This window comes from Nitrospirota bacterium, assembly GCA_040752355.1.
Lineage (GTDB): Bacteria > Nitrospirota > Thermodesulfovibrionia > Thermodesulfovibrionales > Dissulfurispiraceae > JBFMCP01.
This window is the reverse complement of sequence record JBFMHE010000017.1, coordinates 1-15,420: the sequence shown is the minus strand read 5'-3', so window position 1 is coordinate 15,420 and position 15,420 is coordinate 1. Positions and strand designations below refer to the sequence as shown.

General features: G+C 56.0%; 18 protein-coding genes. 15 read left to right on the top strand and 3 right to left on the bottom strand.

What is annotated here, in order from left to right; all coding sequences use genetic code 11:
• The first annotated feature begins 100 nt into the window (after positions 1-100).
• The 11 genes from purB to AB1805_12320 all read left to right on the top strand — a co-directional run bounded on the left by purB (position 101) and on the right by AB1805_12320 (position 8,903).
• Complete coding sequence (purB, locus tag AB1805_12370; GenBank protein ID MEW5746218.1) at positions 101-1,396, top strand: adenylosuccinate lyase; 1,296 nt, start codon at positions 101-103, stop codon at positions 1,394-1,396.
• Between the two features lie 133 nt (positions 1,397-1,529).
• Entirely contained in the window at positions 1,530-4,163 is a 2,634-nt protein-coding gene (locus AB1805_12365; GenBank protein ID MEW5746217.1) for a DEAD/DEAH box helicase, read from the top strand.
• A 47-nt stretch (positions 4,164-4,210) separates the two neighbouring features.
• Positions 4,211-4,600: a HEPN domain-containing protein gene (locus tag AB1805_12360; GenBank protein ID MEW5746216.1), complete on the top strand. Its 390-nt coding sequence runs from the start codon at positions 4,211-4,213 to the stop codon at positions 4,598-4,600.
• Entirely contained in the window at positions 4,570-4,893 is a 324-nt protein-coding gene (locus tag AB1805_12355) for a nucleotidyltransferase domain-containing protein (protein MEW5746215.1), read from the top strand. The genes AB1805_12360 and AB1805_12355 overlap by 31 nt, the downstream gene beginning before the upstream one ends.
• Positions 4,894-4,968: 75 nt before the next feature.
• Positions 4,969-5,232: a DUF2442 domain-containing protein gene (locus AB1805_12350; GenBank protein ID MEW5746214.1), complete on the top strand. Its 264-nt coding sequence runs from the start codon at positions 4,969-4,971 to the stop codon at positions 5,230-5,232.
• Between the two features lie 222 nt (positions 5,233-5,454).
• Positions 5,455-5,694 carry a type II toxin-antitoxin system prevent-host-death family antitoxin gene (locus AB1805_12345; GenBank protein ID MEW5746213.1) on the top strand — a complete coding sequence of 80 codons (240 nt, stop codon included), beginning with the start codon at positions 5,455-5,457 and terminating at the stop codon, positions 5,692-5,694.
• 14 nt (positions 5,695-5,708) lie between these two features.
• Positions 5,709-6,083 (top strand): type II toxin-antitoxin system VapC family toxin, encoded by a 375-nt coding sequence (locus AB1805_12340; GenBank protein MEW5746212.1) that lies wholly within the window; start codon positions 5,709-5,711, stop codon positions 6,081-6,083.
• A gap of 134 nt (positions 6,084-6,217) precedes the next feature.
• Entirely contained in the window at positions 6,218-7,201 is a 984-nt protein-coding gene (locus AB1805_12335) for an SWIM zinc finger family protein (GenBank protein MEW5746211.1), read from the top strand.
• 28 nt (positions 7,202-7,229) lie between these two features.
• Complete coding sequence (locus tag AB1805_12330) at positions 7,230-7,415, top strand: hypothetical protein (GenBank protein MEW5746210.1); 186 nt, start codon at positions 7,230-7,232, stop codon at positions 7,413-7,415.
• Between the two features lie 31 nt (positions 7,416-7,446).
• Complete coding sequence (ccsA, locus tag AB1805_12325) at positions 7,447-8,157, top strand: cytochrome c biogenesis protein CcsA (protein MEW5746209.1); 711 nt, start codon at positions 7,447-7,449, stop codon at positions 8,155-8,157.
• A complete protein-coding gene (locus AB1805_12320) occupies positions 8,157-8,903 on the top strand; it encodes a cytochrome C biogenesis protein ResB (protein MEW5746208.1) in 747 nt (248 codons plus the stop codon). Before ccsA ends, AB1805_12320 begins: the two co-directional genes overlap by 1 nt.
• A gap of 4 nt (positions 8,904-8,907) precedes the next feature.
• Here AB1805_12320 and AB1805_12315 read toward each other — a convergent pair whose 3' ends face one another.
• Positions 8,908-9,465, bottom strand: a complete 558-nt coding sequence (locus AB1805_12315) for a nitroreductase family protein (protein MEW5746207.1) — start codon at positions 9,463-9,465, stop codon at positions 8,908-8,910.
• A 148-nt stretch (positions 9,466-9,613) separates the two neighbouring features.
• Between AB1805_12315 and AB1805_12310 the strand changes: the two genes are divergently transcribed.
• Complete coding sequence (locus AB1805_12310; GenBank protein ID MEW5746206.1) at positions 9,614-10,285, top strand: Smr/MutS family protein; 672 nt, start codon at positions 9,614-9,616, stop codon at positions 10,283-10,285.
• Positions 10,286-10,369: 84 nt separating this feature from the next.
• Entirely contained in the window at positions 10,370-10,597 is a 228-nt protein-coding gene (locus AB1805_12305) for a hypothetical protein (protein ID MEW5746205.1), read from the top strand.
• Positions 10,598-10,613: 16 nt separating this feature from the next.
• Here AB1805_12305 and AB1805_12300 read toward each other — a convergent pair whose 3' ends face one another.
• The gene (locus tag AB1805_12300) at positions 10,614-11,819 is read right to left on the bottom strand and encodes an FprA family A-type flavoprotein (GenBank protein ID MEW5746204.1); all 1,206 of its coding nucleotides are present in this window, start codon (positions 11,817-11,819) and stop codon (positions 10,614-10,616) included.
• Positions 11,820-12,041: 222 nt separating this feature from the next.
• On the opposite strand from AB1805_12300, the gene AB1805_12295 reads away from it, so the two are divergent.
• Both AB1805_12295 and AB1805_12290 read left to right on the top strand, forming a co-directional pair.
• Entirely contained in the window at positions 12,042-13,178 is a 1,137-nt protein-coding gene (locus AB1805_12295) for a site-2 protease family protein (GenBank protein MEW5746203.1), read from the top strand.
• A 150-nt stretch (positions 13,179-13,328) separates the two neighbouring features.
• On the top strand, positions 13,329-14,867 hold the full coding sequence (locus AB1805_12290; GenBank protein MEW5746202.1) for a BON domain-containing protein: 1,539 nt from the start codon (positions 13,329-13,331) through the stop codon (positions 14,865-14,867).
• A gap of 31 nt (positions 14,868-14,898) precedes the next feature.
• Here AB1805_12290 and AB1805_12285 read toward each other — a convergent pair.
• Positions 14,899-15,420 (bottom strand): VWA domain-containing protein (locus AB1805_12285; protein MEW5746201.1); only part of this gene is annotated, 522 nt, incomplete at its 5' end.

Below are 15,420 nucleotides of genomic sequence, written 5' to 3'. Positions count from 1 at the left end.
GCTGAAAGCTGATGGCTGAGCGCTTCCTTGCTTTTGCTGAGAGCTGATGGCTGACGGCTGACCGCTAGTTGTTGAAAGCTTATTACTTCCAGGAGGATACATGATTCCACGATATACGCGTCCTGAAATGGGCAGGTTGTGGGAGCCTGAGAACAGGTTCCGGAAATGGCTCGACGTCGAGATCGCCGCGTGCGAGGCGTGGGCCGAGCTCGGGGAGATCCCCCCGGAGGCGGTAGCGGTGATAAAGGAAAAGGCCCGCTTCGATGTCGGCAGGATCGACGAGATCGAGAAGACGGTGAAGCACGATGTCATCGCCTTTCTCACCTCGGTCGCCGAATTCGTAGGTCCCGAGTCCCGTTTCGTTCACAAAGGCCTCACCTCCTCCGATGTCGTCGACACCGCCCTCTCCCTGCTCATGCGAGAGGCTGCCGATATCATCATCAGGGACCTCAGGGAGCTCATGGAGGTGCTGAAGGCGCAGGCTCTGAAGTACAAGGAGACGCCCTGCATGGGCAGGAGCCACGGCATCCATGCCGAGCCCATGACCTTCGGGCTGAAGTTCGCGCTCTGGTACGAGGATGCGAAACGGAACCTCGCGAGAATGGAGCGCGCCAGGGAGGTGGTGAGCATCGGCAAGTTCTCGGGCGCTGTCGGCACCTTCTCCAATATCCCCACCGAGCTGGAAGAGAAAGTCTGTGCAAAGCTGGGGCTCTCTCCGGAACCTGTGGCGACCCAGGTTGTGCAGCGCGACCGACATGCCGAGTACATGACCACGCTCGCACTGATCGCCGCATTGGTCGAAAAGACCGCAGTCGAGATCAGGCACCTCCAGAGGACCGAAGTGCTCGAGGCGGAAGAACCGTTTACCCCCGGGCAAAAGGGGTCTTCTGCAATGCCGCACAAGCGGAATCCTGTCGGTTCCGAGAACCTGTCCGGCCTCGCGCGGGTCGTCCGCGCCAATGCCCTCGCCGCGCTCGAGGATGTCGCCCTCTGGCACGAGCGGGACATCTCCCACTCTTCGGTCGAGAGGATCATCATACCCGACAGCACCATACTGGTCGACTATATGCTCAACCGGCTGAAGGGGATTCTCAAGGACCTCTTCGTCTATCCCGAACGGATGAGGGCGAATATGGACAGGAGCTACGGTCTCTTCAATTCGCAGCGGGCGATGCTCGCCCTCGTCGAAAAGGGGCTCTCCCGCGAGGATGCCTATGCGATGGTACAGCGCAACGCCATGGAGAGCTGGGGCAAGGGGATAAGTTTCATGAAGCTCCTGCAGGAGGACAGTGACATTGCCACGTACCTTTCACCGCAAGAAATCGAGCACCTCTTTGACTTAACGTATTATCTCAGAAATGTCGATTACATATTCAAAAGAGTATTCGGAGAGTAGAGAAGACCTGGCCGCTGCAAATACTATAAAATTAAAAGGTAAAAACGCGGCGGCAGGCCTTTCACCCTTCAGCGTGCAATGCAATAAAAACAACAAGGCACTCTCCATGCACCGGGAATTACAAGCAGTAGTCATGCCTGACCGCTCCGTGCAGCTGGAATGGTCCGACACGGATGAACAGATAAACAAGAGCCGCCAGTTGCTGGAGCAGGAGATGCACAGGCGGTTCGTCTCCGATCCCGAAGCCGCCTTTTTGTTCCTGGGCTTCAGCGACACTTCTGTTACCCTCTCGCCTTCCCTTGAGTTCTTCAGGGGCTTTGCCGCCCTGTTTGCAAAGAAACTGGTCAGGACTCCCGACCTCGAAACAAGGCGGCATCGTGTAACGATAACCCTTGATGAGGACGAACTGGACAGAACGCTGAGCAATGCTCCGCTCATGCCCGGGGAACTCTATATAAATGAGGACCTCCTAAGAAACATCGTGCGCGGCCTCAACGCCGTGTTCCAGCGGGAAATCAAGAAGTACGACGGTTCTGTTGAGGATTTCTTCAAAGCATACAGTCCCCATGTGCATCTCGTGGGCAGGGTCTATTTCCACCTGGTGGAAAGCAAAAAGGAAGAGTATCCCTTCGCCTTTCTCGCCACCTATTCAACAGGCTTGAGCAAGCAGGGCACATCAAAACACCTCCCCCTGAAATACGCACTGGAAGAGTTCGGAAAAGAGAGCAAGAAATTGCTGGAACTGCTGGCAACCGTACAACTCGCCGCAAAAGAGAGCCCCCTCATTTCCGGGCTTCTTGAGAGCGGTGAACTGTTCCATCCCCTTGCCTGGTCGGCGCAAGAGGCTTACACCTTTCTCAAGGAAATCCCGCTCTATGAAAAATCAGGTATCCTGTGCAGGATCCCCGATTGGTGGAAAGGGAACACCGCCGGCATGAAACTGCGCATCACCGTAGGTGACGACCAGCCCTCTTATGTAGGTATGGATGCCCTCTTAAACTTCGATCCGCAATTATTTCTTGGAGATACCCCGGTCTCTCCGGAAGAGGCCCGGCGCCTGCTGCTCTCCGCAGAAGGCCTTGCCTTCATCAAGAACAAATGGGTAGCGGTCGACCCCGAAAAACTGCGCCAAACCCTCGCCGCCTATGAAGAGGCACAGGAGCTGATGAAAGCAGGAGATTTCAATCTGAGAGATGCCCTCCGCCTGCAGCTCAACCCCGGGGCAGCGCTGCATATGCCTGAGGAAGATGGAAGCATAGAGGTAACGAACGGACAGTGGCTGGACTCCGTTCTCCGGAAGCTGCGCACCCCGGCCCTCATAGCTTCCACAAAACCGGGGCATTCCTTCAAAGCCAAGCTCAGGCCCTACCAGCAACGCGGGGTGGACTGGCTCTGCTTCCTCCATTCCCTCCGTTTCGGGATGTGCCTTGCGGACGATATGGGGCTCGGCAAGACCGTCCAGATACTGGCCTTGCTGCATATTTTAAAGTCAAAAGGGTTAAAGCAGTCGAGCCTCCTTGTACTACCCGCATCACTGCTTGCGAACTGGTCCGCTGAAATAGAACGTTTTGCGCCGGATATAGAGTTCTTCATCGCGCACCCCGAAGCGCGGCCCGAAAAGAAAGTCGATCCCCTGGGCTCCGAAGAGCTCGACAGGTACGACCTCGTTATCACCACCTATTCACTGGTCCAGAAGTACGAGTGGCTTCAAAAACATGAATGGAACTATGTCATCCTCGATGAAGCGCAGGCAATAAAGAATCCGTCTACAAAGCAGGCCGGGACGATCAAGAAACTTGCAGCAAAGAATAGGATCGCCGTGACCGGTACTCCGGTGGAAAACAGGCTTTCCGATGTGTGGTCGCTGTTCGACTTTATCAATCCGGGGCTCCTCGGCAGCATGCCGGAATTCGGCAGTTTCACGAAAAAGCTGGGAAAAGATCCCGAGGGTTATGCACGGCTGCGCAAAATAATCAGCCCCTATATCCTGCGGCGGATGAAGAGCGATAAGGCGGTCATAGCAGACCTGCCCGAAAAAGTGGAGATGAAGACCTATGCGCTGTTAAGCAAAAAACAGGTGCTCCTCTATAAAAAACTGGTCGGGGAATTGGAGGAAGCGGTCCGAAGCGCAGAAGGGATACAGCGGAAGGGAATGATCCTCGCCGCGCTCGCGAAGTTCAAGCAGCTCTGCAATCATCCCGACCATTACCTCGGGACAGGGGATTTCGAGGAAGACGACAGCGGGAAGCTCCAGCGGCTCAGGGAGGTCTGCGAAACAATTCACGAAAAGAGAGAAAAAGCGCTGGTCTTTACCCAGTTCAGAGAAATGACCGCTCCCTTGGCAGGTTTCCTGGAAAGGGTATTCGGCAGGGGAGGGCTTGTGCTGCACGGGGGCACGCCTGTAGGCAAGAGAAAGGAGATCGTGGAGCGGTTTCAGGGCGGTGAGTACATACCCTTCATGGTGCTGTCGTTGAAAGCCGGCGGCATAGGACTGAACCTCACAGAGGCGAATCACGTGATCCATTTCGACCGGTGGTGGAACCCCGCGGTAGAGAACCAGGCCACGGACAGGGCCTTCAGGATCGGCCAGAAAAAGAACGTCCTCGTGCATAAGTTCATAACAAAAGGCACGATAGAGGAGAAGATAGACGCAATGATCGAAAGCAAGATAAAACTGTCCGGGGAAGTTATACGCGGTAGCGGAGAGGAATGGATTACGGAGATGAGCAACGAGGAGTTGGTGGGCCTCTTCAGCCTCAGCTTGTGAGGAGATACTACTTTACTTTTGTCCTGTCGTGTTCTAATGTATAGGTGATGAGAAAGGATACGGAGAACTTCATCAAATCAGCGGCATACGATCTTGACACCGCCGAGCACATGTTGAAGACCGGTCGTTATATCTATGTAGTTTTCATGTGCCATCTTTCTATAGAAAAGATGCTGAAAGCTGTGGCCGCCGAAGTCAATGACAAGACCCCTCCGAGAACACATAATCTGCTTTACCTAGCAAAGCTTGCCGGGCTCAGCTTTTCAAACGTTCATTTTGAGTTTATTTCAAAGATAAACAATGCAAGCGTCGTCACCAGATACCCGGAAGATTTCGGCTCGCTGACAGAGTCATTTCCTGAAGAAGTGGTGTCGGCCTACCTTGATAAAACGAGAGAGGTTGTTGGATGGTTAAAACAGACAGAGAAATTAAGATAATTCTTGACCGTTACGCAGCCGAAATCACAAAGCTCGGGGTGACCCCTCAGGCGATTCTCCTTTACGGATCATATGCCAGGGGGAATGCACGGGAGGACAGCGATATCGACGTTATCGTCATCTCTGAGGATTTCAAAGGCATGAACCTCAGAGAACGACTTGAGCTCCTGGGTCTTGCGGCAGGCAGGGTGTTTGAGCCTATAGAGGCCATCGGGTATACGTCCGAAGAGCTGGAGGCAAACAGAAAGGAAACCTTTCTCGAAGAGGCGCTGAAAGTATCCAGCCGCATCTAAAACCGTATCGAATAAGGCAGCGCGGTCAGACGGAAGTGGTGGAGAAAAACAAGACATTGATTGCAGGGTGCTGGAATGAATACTTTGGCAGTTGAGCCTTTAGCAAGAAAGGTCGCCTTTGACGAAGAAACAATGTGGGTGGAGCTTGCCGACGGCAGAAAGCTCGGCGTACCGCTCGCATATTTTCCCCGCCTTATGAGGGCCACCCCTGAAGCTCGCTCCCGCTATATCATCAGCGGGGGAGGAACCGGTCTGCACTGGGATGAGATCGACGAGGATATCTCGGTAAAAGGGCTGCTACTGGGAATTGGCGATATAACGCGCCGAACAAAAAGCTGAGTCTTGGATTCCACCATTGTTATCATCCCGGTTCTACCCCTCGGGGCTTAGCCTTTTTTTAAAAATTCAAAAAGTCTTTTTAACAACCCGGTTTTAAGCCACTCTGATATATCCTGGAATGCTTGAAATGCCACCTGGAACATTTACTCTCTCATCACGTGTTCATTTGACAGCCGCGTAGAGTATAGTATACACTTCAAAATATACACTTTGAGGTGGAGTATGAAGACGGCGACGGCAAAGGAGCTCAGGAACAGGGCGGCTGCGATTCTTGAAAGTGTCAGGAAGGGCAATGAGGTGGTTATCACCATGCGCGGCGAGCCTGTCGCCACGTTAAAACCCTTCAAGAAAAATGAAAAGAAATTCAACCCTGTTGGGTTCGGCATGTGGAAGGATAGAAAAGACTTAAAGGATGCAGCACAATGGCTCAATGAGCGGAGGAAAGAGCGATTTCAAAGATAATCTTTGATACCGATGTGCTTATCTGGTATTTCAGGGGAGATCAAAACGCACAGGAATTTATCGCTCATACCTCCTCTAAAAAAAGGCTTGTAAGCGCTCTCTGTGTGATGGAGCTCATACAGGGATGCCTGGATAAAAGGGAGCTAAAAACCGTGAAGGAGTTCATAAAAGCAAACTTCCCCGCCATGATTTATCCCGATGAGAAAATATATGAGAAAGCAATTCTCCTGCTTGAGCGATATGCCTTATCCGATGGGTTGAGAACTGTCGATGCGCTTATTGCTGCATCAGCAATAATACACAATGCTGCGCTGGCAACCGCCAACTATAAGCATTTCAAGAATATACATGGTCTTAATGTTCTTAAATTCGAGCCGTCGAGGACATAGGCTCTTTTTTTGCCCCCCGATTCCCTTCCTGTCTTTTCCTTTTACGCCTTAGTGACGCCGGGGACACAGGTCCCTGCAAGCGTTCCTATGGTAAACTAAAAAATGGCTTTACACCGTAAAAGGAGCATGCGCTCATGAGCTACTGGAACAGATTTCCCGAATACGTGCCGGTTGCCCGGAAAAAAGAAAAGGCAGCAAAAAAGCTGAAAGAGCTCTTGAAGAAGAGTCCGGGCCTCATGCCGGTCGTTCTCGAAGGCAAAAGCATTGCGCGCACCTGGTGGGGCAAGGCGTGGAACCGCAATCTGGAACAGTATGCGGATTACAGCAACCGCATCGGCAGGGGGCGAAGCTATGTCCGCCACGGGACGGTGCTCGATCTCCGCATCGAGCCCGGAGAGATACAGGCACTCGTCCAGGGATCGCGTTCGAAACCATATAAAGTATCCATCAAAATAGCAGCGCTCCAAAAGAATATCTGGAAAGAAATACGGTCAGCCTGCGAGGGCATGCTGGAGTCTCTCCAGGAGCTCATAGAGGGGAAATTCCCCAAAGCGCTGGGAGAAGTGTTCACTGCAGAAAAGTCCGGTATGTTCCCCTCCCCTAAAGAAATCACCTTTAGTTGCTCCTGTCCCGACTGGGCATACATGTGCAAGCATGTGTCCGCCGTACTCTACGGCACAGGCGCGCGGCTCGATGAGGACCCCAAACTGTTCTTCACCCTGAGAAAGGCTGAAATAGGCGATCTGATACAACAGGCGGTGGCAGGCAAGGCGGACAAGCTCCTTGCAAAGGCTGCCGGGAAAAGCTCCCGCATCATTGATGAATCCGACCTGTCCGCGGTATTCGGCATCGATTTGGAAGAACATCCCACTGCAGGTAGAAATAAAAACGGCACAAGGAAGGAAAAAAGAAGTAGGGAGAAAAAAACCGTGACAAAGAAAGAGAGCAATGAGATCGCATCGAAGGCCCCTGCAAAAAGCGCAAAGGGTAAAAAGACGACCACGCTCAAAACCGCTGCCAAAAGCGTGAAAGGGAAAAAAGGGACCACGGAAAAGACAGCGAAGCCGGCCAGCAAGGGAAAGAGCAATGTGGTTTCTTTAGCCGACTATCGCAGGTAGTCCTTAAAAAGACAGGCAAGAGTGAAGCATGAAAGCTGAAATAAAAGTTGATCTCGCAACATCCGATCCTGAAGAGGGCCAGCGGTTATTGAGGGACCTCTGCAGTAAACTAATGGAAGAGAGCGTTATCGACTCTTATTCCTTCGATATTCACACGGATTCAGGTATGGTGACTGATAAATGCATACTTGATCAGGGCAAGGTCATTGCATGAAAGCCCGAGGCCTGTCCATGAGGCAGTAGAGATGCTGTTAGCCTTTTCAGCCTTTCCCTTTTATCTCTTCGGCCTCTGGAAACGGCCGCTTCTTATTGTCGGCCTTGTGCTCCAGGTAGCGTATATCGCGTCGAGAGGCCTCTCGCTGGGCAGGCTGCCTCTTGTGGGGCCGCACGATACGCTCATCTTCCTCGCAGCCTCCATAGCGGCATTCTCTCTGCTGCTGTACCGCCGATTGCGGGAGCAGCCGTTCTTCTTTAACGGCATGACGGTCATGGTATTGCTTTTTACCGCCTTCGCACTCATCTCGAAACAGCACAACACCCCGCTGCCGCCGGTGCTGAAGACGCTCTGGTTCGAGCTCCATGTCATCCTCGCCTTTTTTTCCTACGCCCTCTTCGGCATAGCCGCCCTCCTCGGCATCATGTACCTCAGGGACCGGAACGGGCTCTTCGAGGGGCTGCAGTACCGGTCGATATTCTTCGGGTACGCTCTCTTCTCGCTCTCGATGGTCTTCGGCGGCATCTGGGCCTATCTCGCCTGGGGCACCTACTGGCTCTGGACCCCCAAGGAGCTCTGGACGAGCATCCTCTGGCTCTTCTACAGCCTCTACCTCCATGCCCGGCTCAAGAGAGAATGGATGGGGAAGCCGTCGGCAGTGGTCGGCATCGCGGGATTTGCAGTGGTGTTGTTCACCTATCTGGGAGTGAGTCTCTTGATGAAGAGCTCTCACAGCTTTTAATGATCAGGCCGATTCTAGACCTGCTCCTCTCTCTCAGGACCGCTATCTGGCTCTTCTGCGGCCTGATCGTGCTGCTCTTCGCCGGCGCCGTGGTTATGCCCGCGCACCAGGAGTTCCAGTCTATCCACGCGGCTCCGCTCATCGACTGGATGGAGGCGCAGCCCTTCGGGATTACATGGTGGCTCTGGGTATCGATCCTGCTTCTCGTCGTCCTGACCGCCAACACGCTCTTCTGCAGCGTCGATTCGATTATAAAGAAGAGAAAGATCACGCAGTGGCTGCTGCTCATATCGCCGCAGGTCGTCCATATAGGCTTTCTCTTCATCCTTCTTGCGCACCTGCTCAGCTCGCTGGGAGGGTTCAAAGGGATGGCCGTTGCCGCGGAAGGGACTTCGCTGCGGGTGCTCGATACGGCGGAGCTGCATGTCAGGAGCATAGACCTCTCCATCGATCCGAACGGCTACCTGACAGACTGGTCGGTCTCGTTGGAATACAGGGACGGCGGAGCTCCTGTCAGGCAGGACAGGCTGCTGCCCAACAAGCCTTCGCTCTACAAGGGCCTGAACATCCATGTGAAAGACCTGCAGGCCTTTCCCTACCGGGCGGTGCTGCTCGAAGTGAGCCGGGAGCCCGGGGCCTTCTGGGCGCTCATCGGCGGCGTCCTCTTCATGGCAGGGACTATCGCCCTCATCGCCGTGAAGCTGAGGCGCGCTGAAAAGAGCGCCGGTGAGCCGGCAGGACCGTAGTGCGCTACCGCCACTTCTCGTAAAAGACGATCTCCTCGATTGGTTTCCGCGATGATGCGCCGGTCTTTTCTTCGGCAGGATAGCCGATAGGGAAGAGGCCCACCACCCGGACGGTGGAAGGAATGTCGAGCAGCTGCCGTATCTTCTCCTCTTCGAAGACGCCGACAAAGACCGTGCCGAGCCCCAATCCGCGGGCAGCGAGCATGAGGTTCTGCGCTGCGATGCCGAGATCGGTCATGTAGTAGGGCTGGTTCCAGAGAGTCCCGGATTGCGAGGGGTCGGCGCAGGCCACTATGACCACCGGCGCCTCGGCAAGGCCTTTCTTGGCAGGGTTGGCCTTGTAGCCCAGGGGAGAGAAAAACGAATCGACATAGGAGAGCTCGCTGAGCTGCTTCTTGACGGCAGCGTCTTTGACCACGATGAAGCGCCAGCACTGCATGTTCGCCCAGGAGGGCGCATGGCGCACCGCTTCGAGAAGCGTATCGAGCTTCTCCTGCTCCACCGGTTTCTCCATGAACCTCCGGATACTCCTCCTCGTCCGCACCGCCTCAAAAAGTTCCATTAGTCCTCCCTCCCCTGCCATGAATTCACCGAAACCCGCTACCAACACTATACGATATCGGCAGCCCCTTGTAAACCGCCCGATCCTGAAGCGGCCAGCGCAGTCTTCATCAGGGGGATTCTGCTATAATGGGTGAAGGGGATGTGTCATGCAGTCGAAGAAGAAGAATACGTCTGAAACCTTTTCGAACCAGCCCTTCAGAGATCTCAAAACACTGCTCAGCCTGAAGAAAGCACCTGCTGCACCGCCGGTCCATGAAAAGAGAGCTGAAAGCACTCCTGCTCATGATGAGGAGGAGCTTTTCCGCAAGGCGATGCAGGATGTGCGGGAGATCAAAGAGTTCAGGGCGCTGCCGGTCCGCCCTTCGAAAACAGTGCCAGCGTACCGCGCCATCAGTTCGGCCACCAGTTCGGATAGAGAAGCTCTCAGGAACCTCGAAGAGATTACCCTCGGCAAAAGGCCCCTCCATCTCCCCGATACGCAGGAGTATGTCGAGTGGACCAATGAGGAGTACCATCTCGATATCGTGCGGAAGCTCCACAAGGGCATCTTTGCTGTTCAGGATTACCTCGATCTGCACGGTCTTATCCTCGACGAAGCCGAGGCAGAAGTCGACCGGTTCATCGGGGACGCCCTCAAGAAGAGGCTCAGGTGCGTCAAGATAATACACGGCAGGGGCCTGCGTTCTCCCAACGGGCCGGTACTGAAAGACGCGGTCGTCAACCGGCTCATCGGCCGCTACAAGAAGCACCTCATCGCCTTTGTGACCGCCCGCCAGTGCGACGGGGGACTCGGCGCACTGTACATCCTCCTGCGCTGATATCCGCCCCCTCTCCCCACCCTCTTACAATTCGAGAGAGTACTATCTGTTATAATTGAATAAAACCGCAAAGGAGAGCCCGCGATGCCGGAAGTGGAGGACATGGCGTTCAGAATCAGCGCTGCTTTCGAGGACAACTATTTCAACGCCGCAAAGAGAAACACCTTCAATGCGGTCTTCAACAGGTACCTATCCGTCGTCGACCCCGGGGCCACCCTCGAACCGTACGAGGCCATAGTGCAGCTCGGCTACCAGCATCGTGACGAGTTCGAGCAGATGGTAAAAGATCTCAAGGACCTCGCACTCATATAAGAGTAAGAGGAGACGATCAGGCGGGGATTCCCTGCCTGACCCGTGCAGCGATATTCCGGCCGAGCTGGCCGCAGGAAGCGAGGATGTCCGCCGTCGGTGCGCCTTTGGCTTCGACGACCGGCTCGATGAGCTCCCACTTCATCCGTTCACCGAAGGCGGTCAGCTCCTTGAGCGCGCCTCCTGCCCAGCCGTAAGAGCCGAAGATCCCCAGGACCCGGTCCTTCAGTCCTTTGTTCTCCATCACCCTGATAAAGTGGTCCATCATCGGGAACGGCTTCATGTTGTAGGTCGGTGTCCCCAGGACGATCCCTTTGTGCCGCCACGCATCGGTGATGATGTACGAAATATGCGTGCGCGAGAGGTTATGGGTGGCGATATCACCGACCCGCTCTTCGGACAGGGCATGGGCGACGGCCTCCATCATCCTCTCCGTGTTGCCGTACATGGAGGCATAGACGATCGTCACCCCGTCGTCCGCCTCGTTGCGGCTCCACCGGTCATACAGACTGACAATGCGCCGCGGGTCCTTGCGCCAGAGCAGGCCATGGGAGGGAGCGACCATCGCGATGTCCAGCCCGCTCAGCCTTGCAAGGGCCTTCTGGACCATGGTGCTGTACTTGCCGATGACATTGGTGAAGTACCTGAGTGCCTCGTACTCGTAAGTGCCCGTGTCGCTTATTTCATCGTCAAAGACGCCGTCGTCGAGGGTGCCGAAGCCGCCGAACGCGTCGCCCGAAAAGAGCGTGCCCTCTGCCTGATCGAAGGTCATCATGGTCTCGGGCCAGTGCACCATCGGCGTCAGGATGAACTTGAGCCTGGAACGCCCCAGGTCGAGCTCGTCTCCGTCCTCGACGACCCTGACGTTTTCGGTAATGGCGTAGAAATCGGCGAGCAGTCCTGCGGTCTTCCTGTTTCCGACGATCTGCATCCCGGGGAAGATCTCCCGCAAAAGCCTGATCGCACCCGAATGGTCGGGCTCGATATGGTTGATGATGAGGTAATCGACCTTCTTGCCTTCGAGCAGCCCCTTGAGCGTAGCGAGGTAGTCCACCCCGAAAAAGCTCTTTACCGCATCGATGATCGCCACGCGCTCATCTTTGATGAGATACGAATTATAGGCAATGCCGTGCGGCATCGGCCAGAGCTCCTCGAAAAGCCCGGTGGCGCGGTCGTTCGCCCCGATCCAGAAGAGCCGGTCATGTACAGGAATCGCTATGCTCATGACAACCTCCTTTTATTAATAGTACGCTGTACGGACCAAAGGGTCAATGAGCTGACTGCCCTGCCCCGGTCTTGACCCAGCAAGGAATAGCTGCTAAAAAGTAAATAGGAAGTGTTACGATGAGCGCGTACTGCTTCTGAAGTGTCCTGCAGCTCCTCTCCGGCACGCTCCTCACCTCCCCGCTGCCGCTTCAGGCTATCCCAGTACCAGCGAGGTGCACCAATGTTCGGCAAAGGCGTGAGGCTCTTCAAGCTGTTCGGCTTCGAAGTCAAGATCGATGCAAGCTGGCTGATCATCGCCCTGCTGGTCACCCTGACGCTCGCCCGGGGTGTCTTTCCGCTCAACTACAAAGGGCTTTCCTCCTCGGCCTACTGGGCCATGGGTATTATCGGCGCCCTGGGGCTCTTTGCCTCGATCATCTTCCATGAGTTCTTCCACTCCATTGTCGCCAGAAAGTACGGCCTGCCTATGAAGGGCATCACCCTCTTCGTGTTCGGCGGCGTTGCCGAGATGGAAGACGAGCCCCCGAACGCCAAGACCGAGTTCCTCATGGCCCTCGCCGGCCCGCTTTCGAGCATCGTCCTGGGCTTCGCCTTCTATGGGCTCACGGGAGCGCTCCCGGGCATGCCGCTCTACATCAGCGGGGTTATTGCCTACCTCTCGTTCATCAATTTCGTCCTGGCGGGATTCAACCTGATCCCCGCCTTCCCGCTGGATGGCGGGCGCATCCTGCGGTCACTGCTGTGGCACTGGAAAGGCAACATACGGTGGGCCACCAGGGTGGCTTCGGCGATAGGGTCGGGGTTCGGCCTCTTTCTCATCATTATGGGACTATTGGGTCTCTTCCAGGGCAATGTAGTGGGAGGGGTCTGGTCCTTTCTGATCGGCATGTTCATCCGCAGCGCCTCTCAGATGTCGTATCAGCAGGTGCTGCTGCGCCGGGCGCTGGAAGGGCAGACGGTGGCTCGCCTCATGAAGAAGGACCCGGTGACCGTCGCTCCCTCCACCTCGGTCGAGCAGCTGGTGGAAGACTACTTCTTCAAATACCACTTCAAGATGTTCCCGGTGGCGAGCAACGGCGATCTCTCGGGCTGCATCAGTATGGCTGAAGTGAAGGATATCCCCAGGGAGCAGCGGAGCCGCAAGACGGTCGGGGAGCTTGTGCATTCGTGCTCTCCGCATAATACCATCGCCCCTGACGCCGATGCCATGAGAGCTCTCCGCCAGATGAGCAAGGGTGGCGAGGACAAGCTCCTGGTCGTCAGGGAGGGGCATCTCGAAGGTATCCTGACGCGCAACGATATCCTGCGGTACTTTTCGGCAAAGATGGAGCTGGGCGAGATCGAGGACAACCCGTAATTGCCTTCAGAAGGAGGATGCCATGGCGCCTTCCCCGGCTGCAGCACAACAGAAGAGAGGGATAATGAGAAGCGTGAAAGAGCTTTCCGGTTTTAGAGCCTCTATGCGTACTACGACCGCACCGGCTGTTGGGTGTAACCGGAGGAAATTATGAACGCACGCGCTCTTCCGGGCTCCAGGCAATCCTCGTCACTGCTGCACCAGGTGTGGCTGGCAGTCGTCCTGCTCGCGTTCCCCTCTCTCCCCTCGTATGCCGAAGAGGCGCGTATTCCCGACCAGTCGATCAAAGGGGCGATAGAACGGGAGCTTCTTTTCGACCAGGCGGTTCCACTCCCCGCACTCGGCATCCGCATCGTCGATGGGATCGTCACGCTGACCGGCTCGGTCGACACTATCCTCGCCAAGGACCGCGCAGCCCGTATCGTCCGGACGATAAGGGGTGTCCGCTCGGTCGTCAACCGCATCGAAGTGAGACCGTCCCCCTTAAGGACGGATGAGATGATCAAGGCGGATATCATGGCGGCCCTGGTTGAAGACCCGGCGGCCGAATCGTTCGAGATCGGTGCTGCTGTCGATGAAGGGCGGGTGACTCTTGTGGGCGTCGTCGATTCGCGGCAGGAGAGGCAGCTCGCTGAGCAGATAACAAAAGGAGTTGCCGGCGTCCGGGCAGTAGACAACACTATAAAGATAGAGCGCAAGGCCAAGCGCACCGACCGCGAGATCGAGGCCGAGATCGAACAGACGCTCAGGCGGGACGCTCTCGTCGACGGCGAGCTCATTCAAGTAACCGTGAACAAGGGAAACGTGGCGCTCTCGGGCACGGTAGGCAGTGCAGCGGAAAAGCATCGCGCAGTCCTCAGGGCATGGGTTGCGGGAGTCGAGCGGGTCGATGCGTCCGCACTCCAGGTCGCCCGTATGCCCAGAGATGAAACGCTCATGGGGGACAAGTACGACGATCTTTCGGACGACGAGATCAGGGATGCCGTACACGATGCGCTCTCCCTCGACCCCCGCGTGAGCCCTTTTGCCGTGACTGCAACAGTGGCGGACGGCGCGGTTACGCTCGAAGGCACGGTAAACAACCTTAAGGCAAAACGCGCTGCAGCACAGGACGCCAGGAATACGACAGGCGTCGAGACGGTCAACAACCTTATCGCCGTACGCCGGCCGCAAGAGCTCAGCGACAGCCAGATTGCAGGGAGGGTGCGCAATGCCCTGCAGCGGGACCCCTCTGTGAGCAAACACGATGTGGCGGTGAGTGTACATGACGGGGTGGTCCGCCTTTCGGGGACCGTCGACACGCTCTACGAGAAGGCGCAGGCCGACGATGTTGCCGCGAGGGGCAGGGGGGTGAAAGAGGTCGAGAATACGCTCTCGGTCGCGCACCCAGAGATGCCGCTCGTCTATGACCCCTACGTGAATGACTGGTACGTGTATGACTATGAGTGGTACAGCTATGATCAGGCCAGAACAAAGAGCGATGAGGAAATAAAGAGAGCAATCCAGGGCGAGCTATGGTGGAGCCCTTTTGTCGATGACGACCAGGTGACCGTCACGGTCCGGAACGGCATCGCTACGCTCACCGGCGCCGTGGATTCCCCTGCCGAGAAGCGAGCGGCTGTAGAGAACGCCTTCGAAGGAGGCGCCGTATGGGTAATCAACAGTCTGCTGGTCGCCGGCGGCGGGTAAGTGCTCTCCCGCGGAGAGATGAGCGCCGGAGCTACGTCGTCAGCTTGCGGTAGATCTCGGTGATCTTGTTCGGCAGTTTGCGGACATCGTCGATGACGATGTAGTTCGTCTCGCCGTACAGGTGCGGCAGGTAGGAGTGGGCCTCTTTGTCGATGGTGATGCAGAACGAGTGTATGCCCTGCTCCTTCGCCTCGATCAGCGCCCGTCTCGTATCCTCGATGCCGTAGTCGCCTTTGTAGGCGTCCCAATCTTCGGGCTTTCCGTCGCTGAGCGTTATGAGGAGCTTTGTCCGTGCTTCGACGGATTTCAGGATGGTGAGTGAATGCCTCAGAGGCGGCCCCATTCTCGTGTAGTCCTTCGGCGCGATCCCCGCTATCCTCTTCTTCACGCTCTCGGTATAGCCCTCTTCGAAGGCCTTGATCTTATAATAGTCGCAGCGGGTCCTGGTCATTCCGGAGAAGCCGTAGATGGCGTAGCGGTCGCCGAGCGCCTCGAGGGCCTCGCACATGAGCACCAGCGCTTCCTTTTCCGCCTCGTTCACCCACCCCTTCGT